Genomic DNA, 13,876 nt, shown 5'->3' on the forward strand with positions numbered 1-13,876 from the left:
TGGGGGTTAGTGCGCAACGGCTGCAGCGCCGTGCTCGTCGATCAGGTGGCCCGTGTAGAAGCGGTCGAGTGCGAACGGCGCGTTCAGCGGATGCGGTTCGTCGCGCGCGATCGTGTGCGCGAACACCCAGCCCGAGCCGGGCGTCGCCTTGAAGCCGCCGGTGCCCCAACCGCAGTTGAAATAGAGGCCCTTCACGTCGGTCTTGGTGATGATCGGGCACGCGTCCGGCGACACGTCGACGATGCCGCCCCACTGGCGGTTCATCCGCACGCGCGAGAACACCGGGAACATCTCGATGATCGCCTGCAGCGTGCTTTCGATGATGTGGAAGCTGCCGCGCTGGCCGAAGCCCGTGTACTGGTCGATGCCCGCGCCGATCACGAGGTCGCCCTTGTCGGACTGGCTGATATACGCGTGCACCGCATTCGACATGATCACCGAGTTGACGACCGGCTTGATCGGCTCGGACACCAGCGCCTGCAGCGGGTGGCTTTCGATCGGCAGGCGCACGCCGGCCATGTCGGCGAGCGTCGTCGTGTTGCCGGCCGCGACCACCGCGACCTTCTTCGCCTTGATGAAGCCCTTCACCGTATCGACGCCGACCACCGCGCCGCCTTCGCGGCGAATGCCCGTCACCTGGCAGTTCTGGATGATGTCGACCCCGGCGCGGTCCGCGCCGCGCGCGAAGCCCCAGGCCACCGCGTCATGGCGTGCAACGCCCGCACGGCGCTGGATCGATGCGCCGAGCACCGGATAGCGGCTGTTCAGGTTGATCGTCGGCTCGATTTCCTTGATCTGCGCGGGCGTCAGGAATTCGGCATCGACGCCGTTCAGCCGGTTCGCATTGACGCGGCGCTCGGTGTCGCGCACGTCCTGCAGCGTGTGCGCGAGGTTCATCACGCCGCGCTGGCTGAACATCACGTTGTAGTTCAGGTCCTGCGACAACCCTTCCCACAGCTTCATCGCCTTCTCGTACAGCGCGGCCGATTCGTCCCACAGATAGTTCGAGCGCACGATCGTCGTGTTGCGCGCGGTGTTGCCGCCGCCGATCCAGCCCTTCTCGAGGATCGCGACGTTCGTGATCCCGTGTTCCTTCGCGAGGTAGTAAGCGGTCGCGAGGCCGTGGCCGCCGCCGCCGACGATCACGACGTCGTATTCCTTCTTCGGTTCCGGGCTCTTCCACTGCTTTTCCCAGTTCTCGTGATACGAGAGGCCGTTGCGGAACAGGCTGAATATCGAGTAGCGGCTCATGATGATTGACCCTTCGTTAGCATTCGATGACGTTCACGGCGAGACCGCCGCGCGACGTTTCCTTGTATTTCGTCTTCATGTCGGCACCCGTCTCGCGCATCGTCTTGATCACGGAGTCGAGCGACACGTAGTGCTGGCCGTTGCCCTTGAGCGCCATGCGCGACGCATTCAGCGCCTTGATCGCGCCCATCGCGTTGCGCTCGATGCACGGGATCTGCACGAGCCCGCCAACCGGATCGCAGGTCATGCCGAGGTTGTGCTCCATGCCGATCTCGGCGGCGTTCTCGACCTGGTCGGGCGTGCCGCCCATCACGGCGGCGAGCGCGGCTGCGGCCATCGAGCACGCGACGCCCACTTCGCCCTGGCAACCGACTTCCGCGCCGGAGATCGACGCGGTTTCCTTGTAGATGATCCCGATCGCCGCGGCCGTCAGCAGGAATTCGACGATGCCGGCTTCGTTCGAGCCCGGCACGAACTTCACGTAGTAGTGCAGCACCGCGGGAATCACGCCGGCCGCACCGTTGGTCGGCGCGGTGACGACGCGCCCGCCCGCCGCGTTTTCCTCGTTGACGGCCATCGCGTACAGGTTGACCCAGTCGAGCATCGACAGCGGGTCGCGCAGCGACTCTTCCGAACGCGCGCGCAGGTTGCCGTTCATCTCGGCCGCGCGGCGCTTCACGCGCATCGGGCCCGGCAGTTCGCCTTCGACCTTGCAGCCGCGCTCGACGCAGGCGGCCATCGTGCGCCAGATCGCGAGCAGCCCGGCGCGCACTTCGTCGGCGGGGCGCAGCGCGCTTTCGTTGCGCAGCATCAGCTCGGCGATCGACAGCCCGTGTTCGCGGCACTGGCGCATCAGGTCGTCGCCGGTGCGGAACGGATAGGGCACCTCGACCGCCGCGCGCACGCCGTTCACGCGATCGCCGTCGCGGTTCACGACGAAGCCGCCGCCGACCGAGTAATACTCTTTCTCGACCAGCAACTGGCCGTGTTCGTCGAATGCCTGGAAGCGCATCCCGTTCGGGTGCACGATGCTCGTGCCGCTCATCAGCTTGCGAAAGAAGCCGATGTGCTCCTTTTCCTCGAAGCGGACCGTCTGCTTGCCGAGCAGCGACAGCGACTTCTCCGCGCGGATCGCGGCGAGCCGCGGCTCGATCAGGTCCGGATCGATCGTGTCGGGCAGGTGGCCCTCGAGGCCGAGCAGCACGGCCTTGTCGGTGCCGTGGCCCTTGCCGGTCGCGCCGAGCGAGCCGTACAGCTCGACCCGCACGCGGCGCACGAAGCCGAGCAGGTTCGCGTCCTCCACGTGCGACGCGAAGCGGCACGCGGCGATCATCGGGCCGACCGTATGCGAACTGGACGGGCCGATGCCGATCTTGAACAGGTCGAACGCGCTGACGTTCATCTGGCTTCCTCTGGATGACATGCGTGGAATGACGTTGGGCACCAGTACATCAAAGCGTAAAATTGGCCGATAGAACAAAAACGGCATCGGCGTGGGATACCGCCGCCAAGCGCCGCGCCGGCCGGTGCAAAAGTACGGTTTGGCGATGGTTCGCGACGGAAAACCACAAGTCCGGCCGAAGCCGATCGGCGACGCTGGCACCATCCGCGCCGCCCCGGCAGCCGTACCCGCAACCAGAGTGAAACGAGTGAGACCGCCTGCCCGGCGTGACGAGATTGGCCGCGATGACACCCGACGTACCCGCCTCCCCCCTTGCAGAACCCGCACCGCGGCGCATCCGCTTCGGCATCGTGCTGCTGCCGAACTTCACGCTGACGGCCTTCTCGGGCTTCGTCGACATGCTGCGGCTGTCGGCCGACGACGGCGACTACAGCAAGCCCGTGCGCTGCGCGTGGAGCGTGATCGGCGAGACCCTCGCGCCGGTGCGCGCGAGTTGCGGGATCCAGATCACGCCGTGGGAGACGTTCGACGCGGCCGAACCGTTCGACTATGTGGTCGTGGTCGGCGGGCTGCTGCATTCGGGGCCGCAAGCCGGCCCCGAAACGCTCGACTTCGTCCGCCGCGCGGCGGCCGGCGGCGCGACGGTCGTCGGGATCTGCACCGGCGTGTTCACGCTGATGCGCGCCGGCGTGCTCGACGGCTACCGCACCTGCGTGAGCTGGTTCCACTACTGGGATTTCATCGAACGCTTCCCGTCCGCCGATCCCGACCTGCTGATCGCCGACCGGCTGTTCGTGATCGACCGGCGCCGGATCACCTGCTCGGGCGGCCGCGCGTCGATCGACGTCGCCGCCGCGATCCTGCTGCGCCATTTCGACCACGCGACCGTGCAGAAGGCGCTGCGCATCCTGCTCGTCGGCGAGATGCAGAAGGGCAACGCGCCGCAGCCGCACCCGCCGGGGCTCGAACCCGCGACGCATCCGAAGGTCAAGCGCGCGATTCTCCTGATGGAACAGCATGTCGGGCGCACGCTGCCGCTCGATGAACTGGCGTGCAAGCTCGACCTGTCGACACGACAGCTCGAGCGGTTGTTCAAGGCCGAGACGGGCAAGAGCCCGCAGGTGTTCGCGAAGCAGGTGCGGCTGCGCACGGCCGCGTGGCTGCTGACGAGTTCGGACCGGACGGTGGCCGATATCGCATCGAGCTGCGGGTTCGCCGATGCGTCGCACCTCGGGCGCGAATTCCGCAAGCAGTTCGGCGTGCCGCCGGCGACGTATCGCGAGCGCGGCGGCGAAGCGGTGGAAGCCGGCGCAGCGCCGGATGCGGCGGCCGACCCCGTCGAGGACACGGCCGACTGACGGCCGCGGGCACCCGCTCCTTCCTGATCGACCATAGAACGGCGCGCAATCGTGCCAGTTTCGACTCTTTTGGAACCGGTTTCATCCCATTTGACCGACGTTGTATATCGTAGATCGAGGGTTATTCCGGATGCTTCACCTCGCTCAAATTTGTATGATGACCACATCACCTTACAAACCAGAGCGCCATGTTCGAGAAAATTCCCGCCCGCGCGATGAGCGATCACGTCGCGCAGCAACTGCTCAAGCAGATCGAAGTCGGCAGTTTCTCGGCCACCGGCAAGTTGCCGACCGAAGCCGTGCTCGCGCAGGAATTCGGCGTGAGCCGCACCGTGATCCGCGAGGCGATCTCGCGGCTGAAGAACGAAGGCGTGGTCGAGCCGCGCCAGGGCAGCGGCGTGTACGTGAACCAGCACGGCGCGATCCGGCCGCTGCGGATCGACTACGCGGAAGCCGTCGAGGCGAGCTCGATGCCGCACCTGCTCGCGGTGCGCCGCGCGATCGAGGCTGAAGTCGCGGCCGAAGCCGCGCTGCATCACAGCGACGACGACATGGCCGACATCGACGACGCGCTGCGCAAGATCGACGAAGCAGTAGCCGAGGGGCGCGACGGCGTCGCGGAAGACGTCGCGTTCCACCGCACGATCGCCGCCGTCACCGGCAACCCGTATTTCCTGAAGACGCTGCAGTTCCTGAACCAGTACCTCGAAGCCGGCGTGAAAGTCACGCGCAGCAACGAAGCGACGCGCGAGGATTTCTCGCGCCAGGTGCGCGAGGAACACGCGGCGATCGCCGACGCGATCCGCGCGCGCGACCCGATGGCGGCGCGCAACGCGGCGCGCACGCACATGTACAACGCCGCCCGCCGTCTCGCGGAAGCCGGCATCTGCTGAAGCCTGCGGCGCCTGCCGAGCCAGGCGGCGCCGTTGTCCCGAACCTCTCCCGAATCGATCAAGGTTGACCATGTCACGAAATGTTGGAGTCATCGGCCTCGGCGCGATGGGCCTCGGCGTCGCCCGCTCGCTGCTGCGCGCAGGCTTGCGCGTGCACGCATGCGACGTGCGCGACGCCGTGCTGCAGGCATTCGCCGCCGAAGGCGGCATTGCCTGCGCGACGCCGGCCGAACTCGGCGCGCAGTGCGACGTCGTCGTCACGCTCGTCGTCAATGCCGCGCAGACGGAAACGGTGCTGTTCGGCGAGCACGGCGCGGTCGCGGCGATGAAGCCGGGCGGCGTCGTGATCGCGAGCGCGACCGTCGCGCCCGAATTCGCGGTCGCGCTCGGTGCACGCATCGAGGCCGCCGGCCTGCAGATGCTCGATGCGCCCGTGTCGGGCGGCGCCGCACGCGCGGCATCGGGCGAGATGACGATGATGACGTCCGGCCCGGCCGCCGCGTACGCGGGCTGCGAGGACGTGCTCGCCGCGATCGCCGGCAAGGTCTATCGCCTCGGCGACGCGCACGGCATCGGCTCGAAGGTGAAGATCATCAACCAGTTGCTGGCCGGCGTGCACATCGCGGCGGCCGCCGAGGCGATGGCGCTGGGCCTGCGCGAAGGCGTCGATGCCGACGCGCTGTACGACGTGATCACGCACAGCGCCGGCAATTCGTGGATGTTCGAGAACCGCGTGCCGCACATCCTGAACGGCGACTACACGCCGCTGTCGGCCGTCGACATCTTCGTGAAGGATCTCGGCCTCGTGCTCGATACCGCGCGCCGCAGCAAGTTCCCGCTGCCGCTGTCGGCCACCGCGCACCAGATGTTCATGAGCGCGTCGAGCGCCGGCCACGGCGGCGAGGACGATTCCGCCGTGATCAAGACTTTCCCCGGCATCACGCTGCCGCCCGCCCGCTGATTCGAACGACGTTCCCGCCATGACCGCTTCCGCTTCCCGTCCCCTGCTCGGCTGCATCGCCGACGATTTCACCGGCGCGACCGATCTCGCGAACATGCTCGTCAAGAGCGGCATGCGCACCGTGCAGACGATCGGCGTGCCTGCCGGCGATGCCGCAGTCGACACTGCAGTCGACGCCGACGCGATCGTCGTCGCGCTGAAGTCGCGCACGATCCCCGCGGCCGATGCCGTCGCGCAATCGCTCGCCGCGTACGAATGGCTGCGCGCGCAAGGCTGCCGGCAGTTTTTCTTCAAGTACTGCTCGACCTTCGATTCGACCGATGCGGGCAACATCGGGCCGGTGGCCGACGCGCTGCTCGATGCGGCCGGCGGCGGCTTCACGATCGCGTGCCCGGCGTTCCCGGAGAACGGCCGCACGATCTATCGCGGCCACCTGTTCGTCGGCGACGTGCTGCTGAACGAATCGGGCATGGAGAACCATCCGCTCACGCCGATGAAGGACGCGAACCTGGTGCGCGTGCTGCAACGGCAAACGAAGTCGCCGGTCGGCCTGATCCGCTACGACACGATCGCGCTGGGCGCGGCTGCGGTGCGCGCGCGGATCGACCAGTTGCGCGCGGAAGGTGCGCGCTTCGCGATCGCCGACGCGCTGTCCGACCGCGATCTCTACGTGCTCGGCGAAGCCTGCGCGGGCCTGCCGCTTGTCACCGGCGGCTCGGGCATCGCGCTCGGCCTGCCCGCGAATTTCCGCCGCGCGGAGCAACTGCCCGAACGCGACAACGCGGCATCGCTGCCGCGCATCGACGGGCTGTCGGCCGTGCTCGCCGGCAGCGCGTCGAAAGCAACCAACGCGCAGGTCGCCGCATGGCGCGCGACGCGGCCGAGCTTCCGCATCGATCCGCTCGCGGCGTCGCGCGGCGAGCCCGTCGTCGACGAAGCGCTCGCCTTCGCACGGTCGCACCTGCCGCAGCCGGTGCTGATCTACGCAACTGCCACGCCCGACGAAGTGAAGGCCGTGCAGCAGACGCTCGGCGTCGAAGCGGCCGGACATCTCGTCGAAAGCACGCTCGCGGCGATCGCGCAGGGCCTGCGCGAACTCGGCGTGCGCAAGTTCGTCGTCGCCGGCGGCGAGACGTCCGGCTCGGTCGTGCAGGCACTCGACGTGAAATCGCTGCAGATCGGCGCGCAGATCGATCCGGGTGTGCCGGCCACGGCCACCATCGACGCGCAGCCGCTCGGCCTCGCGCTGAAATCCGGCAACTTCGGCACGACGGACTTTTTCGACAAGGCGCTGCGCGCGCTGGACGGAGCCGCATGATGAGCGACGAAGCAAAACTGCGCGAAGAGATCTGCGTCGTCGGCGCGAGCCTGTATGCACGCGGCCACGCGGTCGGCAGCGCCGGCAACATCAGCGCGCGCCTGCCCGACGGCTGGCTGATCACGCCGACCGACGCGTGCCTCGGCCGGCTCGACCCGAACGACATCGCGAAGGTCGGCGCCGACGGCCAGCCCGTATCGGGCGGCAAGCCGTCGAAGACGCTCGCGCTGCATCGCGGCATCTACGCGCGCAACGCCGAAGCGAACGGCGTCGTCCACACGCATTCGACGCACCTCGTCGCGTTGACGCTCGCGGGCGTGTGGCGCGATACCGACGTGCTGCCGCCGATCACGCCGTACTACGTGATGAAGGTCGGCCACATTCCGCTGATCCGTTACCGCCGCCCCGGCGACCCGGCCGTCGCGGCCGAAGTCGCGGCGCTCGCCGACCAGGTGCGCGGCGTATTGCTCGACCGCCTCGGCCCCGTGATGTGGGGGCCGTCGGTGTCGCACGCGTCGTATGCGCTCGAGGAGCTCGAGGAAACCGCACGGCTGTGGCTGATGACGAACCCGAAGCCCGAGCCGCTTTCCGACGCGGCGCTCGACGAACTGCGCCAGACCTTCGGCGCGCGCTGGTAACGCGGCGCGCACCCCGTACCGATTCCCATGCCCGCCGTGTGCGCGGGCCCTTCCGTCAGCACACACATACGATCCGGCAGCCTACGCGCCGCCGGCACACGACATCCCTGGAGACACGACGATGACTGCTCTTGACGCGGCCGCAGGCCGCTCGCCCGCCGCGCCCGCCCATTCGGCCGAACTCGACCGCACCTACAAGAAAGTGTTCTGGCGCATCGTGCCGTTCCTGATGCTCTGCTACGTGGTCGCGTATCTCGACCGCGTGAACGTCGGCTTCGCGAAGCTGCAGATGTCGCAGGATCTCGCATTCAGCGAAACCGTGTTCGGCCTCGGCGCGGGCATCTTCTTCCTCGGCTACTTTCTGTTCGAACTGCCAAGCAACCTGCTGATGCACCGCCTCGGCGCGCGCATCTGGATCGCGCGGATCATGATCACGTGGGGCCTGCTGTCCGCGCTGTTCGCGTTCGTGAAGACGCCGACGCAGTTCTACGTGCTGCGCTTCCTGCTCGGCCTCGCGGAAGCCGGCTTCTACCCCGGCGTGATCCTGTACCTCACGTACTGGTTCCCGTCGCACCGCCGCGCGAAGATCATCGCGGTGTTCATGTCCGCGATCCCCGTATCGGGCATCTTCGGCAATCCGCTGTCGGGCTGGATCATGGAGCGCTTCCACGGCGGCTCGGGCTTCCACGGCTGGCAATGGATGTTCATGATCGAAGCCGTGCCGGCCGTGCTCATCGGCATCGCGACGATCCTGTATCTCGACAACAGCATCCGCGGCGCGAAGTGGCTCGACGAGCGCGAGAAGCAGCTCCTCGAAGACGAAATCGCCGCGCAGCCGCAGGAACAGCAGCAGCACGGCCATTCGCTGAAGGCCGTGTTCTCGGACCCGCGCATGTGGTGGATGTCGCTGATCTACTTCGCGTTCGTCACGGGCCAGTACGGCCTCACGTTCTGGATGCCGACGCTCGTGAAATCGACCGGCATCACCGATACGCTGCAGATCGGCCTGCTGTCCGCGATCCCGTTCGTCGTCGCGATCGTCGTGATGAACCTGTTCGGTCACAGCGCGGACAAGCGCCGCGAACGCCGCTGGCACCTGATCGTGCCCGCGCTGATGGGCGCGGTCGGGTTTGCGGTCGCCGCGTCGTACTCGCACAATACGGTGGTGTCGATCGTGTTCCTGTCGCTCGCGGCGGGCGGCGTGCTGACCTGCGCTCCGCTGTTCTGGTCGCTGCCGACCGCGTTCCTCGCGGGCTCCGCGGCCGCGGCCGGGATCGCGATCATCAACTCGATCGGCAACCTCGCCGGTTTCGCGAGCCCCTACGTGATCGGCTACCTGAAGGACGCCACGCACAGCACGTCGTCCGGCATGTACGTGCTGGCGGCGATGCTCGTGATCGGCGCGATCGCCGTGTGGCTCACGCCCGCGAAACTCGTGAACCGCTGAGTTGCCGAGCCGCTGAGCCACCATTCGACGCGGGGCGCGGTATGCCCCGCCCCATTCATTCACAGGACCCGCTGCCATGCCACGCTTCGCCGCCAACCTCTCGATGATGTACAACGAGCACGCGTTCCTCGAACGCTTCGCCGCTGCCGCCTACGACGGCTTCAAGGCCGTCGAGTACCTGTTCCCGTACGACTTCGCGGCCGAGGACATCCGTGCACGCCTCGACTCGCACAACCTCGAACAGGCGCTGTTCAACGCGCCGCCGGGCGACTGGGCCGCGGGCGAACGCGGCATCGCGTCGCTGCCGGGCCGCGAGGACGAATTCCGGCGCGGCATCGACCAGGCGCTCGACTATGCGCGCGTGCTCGGCAACAAGAAGCTGCACGTGATGGCCGGCATGGTCGCGCCGGGCGCCGACCGCGCACGCCATCGCGACACCTACCTGTCGAACCTGCGGCATGCGGTGCAGGCAGCCGCCCCGCGCGGCGTCACGATCCTGATCGAGCCGATCAACCAGCGCGACATGCCCGGCTATTTCCTGAGCCGCCAGGACGACGCGCAGGCGATCTGCGCGGAAGTCGGCGCGCCGAACCTGAAGGTGCAGTTCGACTGCTACCACTGCCAGATCGTCGAAGGCGATCTCGCGATGAAGCTCAAGCGCGATTTCGCGGGCATCGGCCACATCCAGATCGCGGGCGTGCCCGAGCGCCACGAGCCGGATCTCGGCGAACTCAACTACCCGTATCTGTTCGAGCTGATCGACGCGCTCGGCTACGACGGCTGGATCGGCTGCGAATACCGCCCGAAGGCCGGCACGTCGGCCGGCCTCGGCTGGCTCAAGCCGTACCTGTGATTCCCGTATTCCCCAGAGGATAAAGAACATGAAAGTACTGATCACCGGCGGCGCCGGCTTTCTCGGCCAGCGTCTCGCGCGCAAGCTGCTCGAGCGCGGCGAACTGACCGGCCTCGACGGGCGGACCAGCAAGATCGACGAGCTGGTGCTGCTCGACGTCGTCAAGGGCAGCGATTTCGGCGATGCGCGTGTGACGTCGATCGTCGGCGACATCGCCGATCGCGCGGTGCTCGAAAGCGCGATCGACACGCAGACCGGTGCGATCTTCCACCTCGCGGCGATCGTCAGCGGGCAGGCCGAAGCCGATTTCGATCTCGGCATGCGGATCAACCTCGACGCATCGCGCACGCTGCTCGAAGTGTGCCGCGCCCGCGGCCACCAGCCGCGCGTCGTGTTTACGAGCTCCGTCGCGGTGTACGGCGGCGCACTGCCCGACGTCGTGCAGGACGACACCGCGCTGAACCCGCAATCGTCATATGGCGCCGAGAAGGCGATCGCCGAACTGCTGCTGTGCGACTACGCGCGGCGCGGCTTCGTCGACGGCCGCGTGCTGCGGCTGCCGACCATCAGCGTGCGGCCCGGCCGCCCGAACGCGGCTGCTTCGTCGTTCGCGAGCGGCATCATCCGCGAGCCGCTGAACGGCGAGGAAAGCGTGTGCCCGGTACCGGGTTCGACGCGGCTGTGGCTGCTGTCGCCGCGCGGCGCGATCGAAGCGCTCGTCGCGGGCTGCGAGATCGACAGCGCGAAGCTCGGCAACAAGCGCGTGATCAACCTGCCCGGCCTGTCGGTGTCGGTCGACGAGATGATCGAAGCGCTGCGCGAAGTCGCGGGCAACGACGTCGTGAAGCTGATCCGCCATGCGCCCGACGAGCGCGTCGAAAAGATCGTCGGCAGCTGGCCGGGCCGCTGGGACACGACGCGCGCGGAAGCGCTCGGGCTGAAGGGCGACACGTCGTTCGCGGACGTGATCCGCAGCCATATCGCCGACGAACGGCGCTGATTCACGCGCCGCGCTGCGTCGGCCGATACGTGCCCGCCCGGGCACGCACGCAGCGTCGTCGGGCCGCGTCAGCGCGGCCTGGCGGATTCCCCGATGCTCGGCGACGCGCGCTTCGTGCCGCCCTGCCGGTTCGCCGAACCGGCCGCCCACTGCCACGCCAGCAAGCCCGGCAGATAGAACAGCAGATCGCGCACGCGGCGGGCGCCGGCCAGCGCGAGACAGGTCGGCGCGTCGAACCCGAGCAGCCCGCCGATCAGCACGAACCCGCCCTCCTGCACGCCCAAACCACCCGGCATCACGAACGCGATGCTGCTCACGAGCTGGATCAGTGCCTCGATCGCGAGCGCCTGCGCAAAGGTCGGATCGGCGCCGAGGAAGTAAAGCGCGAGCCAGATTTCCAGCGCATAACCCGCAAACTGCAGCGTCTGCCAGATCCCCAGATAGCGCACGACGATGCCGGTCTTTCTCCAGATCATCCGGATCGACTGATCGGTGCGTGCCGATTCGCCGACCAGCGCGACCACCTTGCCGCTCGTGATCCGGTTGACCGCGCGCATCGCGCGCTCGAACGGCCGCGCATGCTGCACCAGCGCGAACAGCAGCAGCACCGGAACCAGCGCCGCCATGCCGATGGCGAGGTGCGCGGCCACCTGCGCGGCGTCGGACGATACGTGTTCGAGCACGTAGCCGATCGCGATCAGCGCGAACACCAGCTGGCTGATCAGCGTGAGCTGCATGTCCGCGACGAGGCTGGCCACGATGGTCGCCGGCCGCACGCCCGCCTGCCGCAACAGCCCGAACGACACGATCTCGCCGCCGATCCGCGCGACCGGCAACAGCCCGTTGATCGATTCGCGGATCCACACGAGCTTCAGCATCGCCCCGAACGACGGCCGGCGCGGGCCGCGGATCAGCATCCGCCAGTCCCACGCATTCGCGAGCATCGGCAGAACGTGGGCCAACGCGGCGACGAGCAGCCCGGCGCCGGCGACCCGCAGCCGATGCAGGATCTCCAGCGGATGCTCGCGCCAGATCAGCCACACCGCGAGCGCCAGCCCGGCCAGCGCCGCCGCGCGTCCCGCATGTCGCAGCCGTGCGTCGTGACGCGCGGACACGCGTTCCGCGTCGGCGTTGGCGGTGTTCGTCTGCGTCGTCATGATTCACCCGCCGGCGACAGCAAGCCTTCCCGGTCGACGCGAAAGCGCGTGCCGCGCCAGACGACGTGCGACGAGAAGAAGCTCGCCACGAAGACCATGAACTGCAGCAGATCGACGAACGGCAGCCAGAGGGCGCCGCGCAGGCCGGCGCAGGTCGCACGGCTCGTTTTCAGCATCAGCAGCGCCCGCGCGGCCAGCGCCGCGACCGTCAGCCAGCAGGCGGCCGACGTACCGCCGGAGAACAGCACGGCCAGCAGCGCGAGCGGCACCGGGTGCATCAGCACCGACCCGGCATGACCGAGCCGGTCCGCCGCGCGAATCGTGCAACTCCAGCGCAATTCGTGCGCATACAACTTGGCGAACGTCTCTTCGACACAGGCATGCCCGACGACGAACGGCGGGATGACGACCTGCGCGCCCACCTGCCGCACCGCTTCGCCGAGCGCGTGATCCTCGGCCAGGTGATGCGCGAAACGCGCGAGCCCGCCGATGCGTTCGAGCGTCGCGCGCGTGATCGCAATCGTCTGTCCAAAGCATGGCCGTGCACGCCCGATGAAAAGCCCGGTAATCACGCCGGGCAGGAAATGGTAATTCGTCATCGCGACGGCGACGCCAGGCCAGAAGCCCGGCGACGCGACACCGCGATACACGCTCGTCACGATACCGACTTCCGGCTGCTGTAGCGCGCCGACGACCGCACTCAAATAATCGCGCCCGACCAGCACGTCGCTGTCGGCAAGACAAAGCACCGAATGCTCCGCATGTTCGAGCATGTTGACGAGATTCGCGACCTTGCGGTTCGGCCCGTACAGCCGCGCATCGGCGACGACCTTGATGTTCGCGTCCGGATAGCGCGCGCGCAGCGTCTCGACGGCCGCGAGCGCCGCGTCGCCCGCATCGTGCACGCCGAACAGGTGCTGGACCGGCCCCGGATAATCCTGCACGAAGTAGCTTTCGAGATGCTGTACGAGATCCCATTCGTCGCCGTGCAGCGGCTTCGCGACGGTGACGCCCGGATAATCGCGCGGCACCGCCGCCGCCCGGGAAAAGAACCTGCCGACCAGCACGCTGGCCGTGATCGTGTAGGCAATGCCCAGCAACACGCCCAGCCCGCAGACGATCGACAGTGCCCCGGCCAGCGCGTGCAGCACATGCAGCAAAACCATGCTTCTCCCCAGTGGTGACCCGTACGACCGCAACCGGCCGCGCACGCGGGATCACCCGTGCACGCTGCCGTATCGATTCCCGTTGAGCCGGATATGAAGGACGACCAACCGACGGTACGCGCAATCAGATGACACAACTACCGTACGGCGATCGATTCCGGTCACGCGCACGTATCCGCACGCGACTGCGGCCCTGAACGCCGCATCGGCAAGCTTGCGGGCCGAAAGGATCGCGGTCGCAACCGCGACGACGATCCACGCGCGAAATGTCATCGTCGTGAAAAACGCCTCGGGTACGCGCAATGCAAGCAGCGAAACCAGCACGAAGCACTGAACGAACATGCCGGCCAGCGCGGCGATCAGCAGGTGGGCGCGCCATCGCTCGATCGTCGAGGGTGCCATGAAGAATGAACCTCCCGTGCGGGCGACCCG

General features: G+C 67.8%; 13 protein-coding genes. 8 read left to right on the forward strand and 5 right to left on the reverse strand.

What is annotated here, in order from left to right:
• Positions 1-6: 6 nt before the first annotated feature.
• Together MRS60_RS24140 and MRS60_RS24145 are read right to left on the reverse strand one after the other, a co-directional pair.
• Positions 7-1,251 (reverse strand): sarcosine oxidase subunit beta family protein, encoded by a 1,245-nt coding sequence (locus MRS60_RS24140; RefSeq protein ID WP_034180813.1) that lies wholly within the window; start codon positions 1,249-1,251, stop codon positions 7-9.
• A 16-nt stretch (positions 1,252-1,267) separates the two neighbouring features.
• Entirely contained in the window at positions 1,268-2,653 is a 1,386-nt protein-coding gene (locus MRS60_RS24145; RefSeq protein ID WP_034180814.1) for an L-serine ammonia-lyase, read from the reverse strand.
• A 284-nt stretch (positions 2,654-2,937) separates the two neighbouring features.
• On the opposite strand from MRS60_RS24145, the gene MRS60_RS24150 reads away from it, so the two are divergent.
• The 8 genes from MRS60_RS24150 (at position 2,938) to denD (ending at position 11,121) form a co-directional block, all read left to right on the forward strand.
• Positions 2,938-4,011: a GlxA family transcriptional regulator gene (locus MRS60_RS24150; RefSeq protein ID WP_243565662.1), complete on the forward strand. Its 1,074-nt coding sequence runs from the start codon at positions 2,938-2,940 to the stop codon at positions 4,009-4,011.
• A 188-nt stretch (positions 4,012-4,199) separates the two neighbouring features.
• Entirely contained in the window at positions 4,200-4,904 is a 705-nt protein-coding gene (locus MRS60_RS24155) for a FadR/GntR family transcriptional regulator (protein WP_034180817.1), read from the forward strand.
• Positions 4,905-4,974: 70 nt separating this feature from the next.
• Entirely contained in the window at positions 4,975-5,865 is an 891-nt protein-coding gene (gene ltnD / locus MRS60_RS24160; RefSeq protein ID WP_243565663.1) for an L-threonate dehydrogenase, read from the forward strand.
• A 19-nt stretch (positions 5,866-5,884) separates the two neighbouring features.
• The gene (gene otnK, locus MRS60_RS24165) at positions 5,885-7,183 is read left to right on the forward strand and encodes a 3-oxo-tetronate kinase (RefSeq protein WP_243565664.1); all 1,299 of its coding nucleotides are present in this window, start codon (positions 5,885-5,887) and stop codon (positions 7,181-7,183) included.
• Positions 7,180-7,821 (forward strand): aldolase, encoded by a 642-nt coding sequence (locus MRS60_RS24170; RefSeq protein WP_432207836.1) that lies wholly within the window; start codon positions 7,180-7,182, stop codon positions 7,819-7,821. The genes otnK and MRS60_RS24170 overlap by 4 nt, the downstream gene beginning before the upstream one ends.
• 121 nt (positions 7,822-7,942) lie before the next feature.
• Positions 7,943-9,268: an MFS transporter gene (locus MRS60_RS24175; RefSeq protein WP_131947429.1), complete on the forward strand. Its 1,326-nt coding sequence runs from the start codon at positions 7,943-7,945 to the stop codon at positions 9,266-9,268.
• A 76-nt stretch (positions 9,269-9,344) separates the two neighbouring features.
• Positions 9,345-10,121 carry a 2-oxo-tetronate isomerase gene (gene otnI, locus MRS60_RS24180; protein ID WP_175962169.1) on the forward strand — a complete coding sequence of 259 codons (777 nt, stop codon included), beginning with the start codon at positions 9,345-9,347 and terminating at the stop codon, positions 10,119-10,121.
• A gap of 28 nt (positions 10,122-10,149) precedes the next feature.
• On the forward strand, positions 10,150-11,121 hold the full coding sequence (gene denD / locus MRS60_RS24185) for a D-erythronate dehydrogenase (protein ID WP_243565666.1): 972 nt from the start codon (positions 10,150-10,152) through the stop codon (positions 11,119-11,121).
• 68 nt (positions 11,122-11,189) lie between these two features.
• Here denD and MRS60_RS24190 read toward each other — a convergent pair whose 3' ends face one another.
• From MRS60_RS24190 to MRS60_RS24200, 3 genes are read right to left on the reverse strand one after another with little or no spacing between them, the layout of a single operon-like run.
• Positions 11,190-12,278 (reverse strand): lysylphosphatidylglycerol synthase domain-containing protein, encoded by a 1,089-nt coding sequence (locus MRS60_RS24190; RefSeq protein ID WP_243565667.1) that lies wholly within the window; start codon positions 12,276-12,278, stop codon positions 11,190-11,192.
• Positions 12,275-13,444 carry a bacteriohopanetetrol glucosamine biosynthesis glycosyltransferase HpnI gene (hpnI, locus tag MRS60_RS24195; protein ID WP_243565668.1) on the reverse strand — a complete coding sequence of 390 codons (1,170 nt, stop codon included), beginning with the start codon at positions 13,442-13,444 and terminating at the stop codon, positions 12,275-12,277. The genes MRS60_RS24190 and hpnI overlap by 4 nt, the downstream gene beginning before the upstream one ends.
• A gap of 51 nt (positions 13,445-13,495) precedes the next feature.
• Positions 13,496-13,846 carry a hypothetical protein gene (locus tag MRS60_RS24200; RefSeq protein ID WP_105390284.1) on the reverse strand — a complete coding sequence of 117 codons (351 nt, stop codon included), beginning with the start codon at positions 13,844-13,846 and terminating at the stop codon, positions 13,496-13,498.
• Positions 13,847-13,876: the final 30 nt, after the last annotated feature.

The organism is Burkholderia pyrrocinia (assembly GCF_022809715.1).
Lineage (GTDB): Bacteria > Pseudomonadota > Gammaproteobacteria > Burkholderiales > Burkholderiaceae > Burkholderia > Burkholderia pyrrocinia_C.

What these genes read in the sequence shown, in the direction of transcription:
- MRS60_RS24170 (WP_432207836.1), top strand. Translation starts at nt 7,180, where the DNA reads ATGATGAGCGACGAAGCAAAACTGCGCGAAGAGATCTGCGTCGTCGGC.
- MRS60_RS24145 (WP_034180814.1), bottom strand. Translation starts at nt 2,653, where the DNA reads ATGAACGTCAGCGCGTTCGACCTGTTCAAGATCGGCATCGGCCCGTCC.
- MRS60_RS24155 (WP_034180817.1), top strand. Translation starts at nt 4,200, where the DNA reads ATGTTCGAGAAAATTCCCGCCCGCGCGATGAGCGATCACGTCGCGCAG.
- denD (WP_243565666.1), top strand. Translation starts at nt 10,150, where the DNA reads ATGAAAGTACTGATCACCGGCGGCGCCGGCTTTCTCGGCCAGCGTCTC.
- MRS60_RS24200 (WP_105390284.1), bottom strand. Translation starts at nt 13,846, where the DNA reads ATGGCACCCTCGACGATCGAGCGATGGCGCGCCCACCTGCTGATCGCC.
- hpnI (WP_243565668.1), bottom strand. Translation starts at nt 13,444, where the DNA reads ATGGTTTTGCTGCATGTGCTGCACGCGCTGGCCGGGGCACTGTCGATC.
- MRS60_RS24150 (WP_243565662.1), top strand. Translation starts at nt 2,938, where the DNA reads ATGACACCCGACGTACCCGCCTCCCCCCTTGCAGAACCCGCACCGCGG.
- MRS60_RS24175 (WP_131947429.1), top strand. Translation starts at nt 7,943, where the DNA reads ATGACTGCTCTTGACGCGGCCGCAGGCCGCTCGCCCGCCGCGCCCGCC.
- ltnD (WP_243565663.1), top strand. Translation starts at nt 4,975, where the DNA reads ATGTCACGAAATGTTGGAGTCATCGGCCTCGGCGCGATGGGCCTCGGC.
- MRS60_RS24190 (WP_243565667.1), bottom strand. Translation starts at nt 12,278, where the DNA reads ATGACGACGCAGACGAACACCGCCAACGCCGACGCGGAACGCGTGTCC.
- otnK (WP_243565664.1), top strand. Translation starts at nt 5,885, where the DNA reads ATGACCGCTTCCGCTTCCCGTCCCCTGCTCGGCTGCATCGCCGACGAT.
- MRS60_RS24140 (WP_034180813.1), bottom strand. Translation starts at nt 1,251, where the DNA reads ATGAGCCGCTACTCGATATTCAGCCTGTTCCGCAACGGCCTCTCGTAT.
- otnI (WP_175962169.1), top strand. Translation starts at nt 9,345, where the DNA reads ATGCCACGCTTCGCCGCCAACCTCTCGATGATGTACAACGAGCACGCG.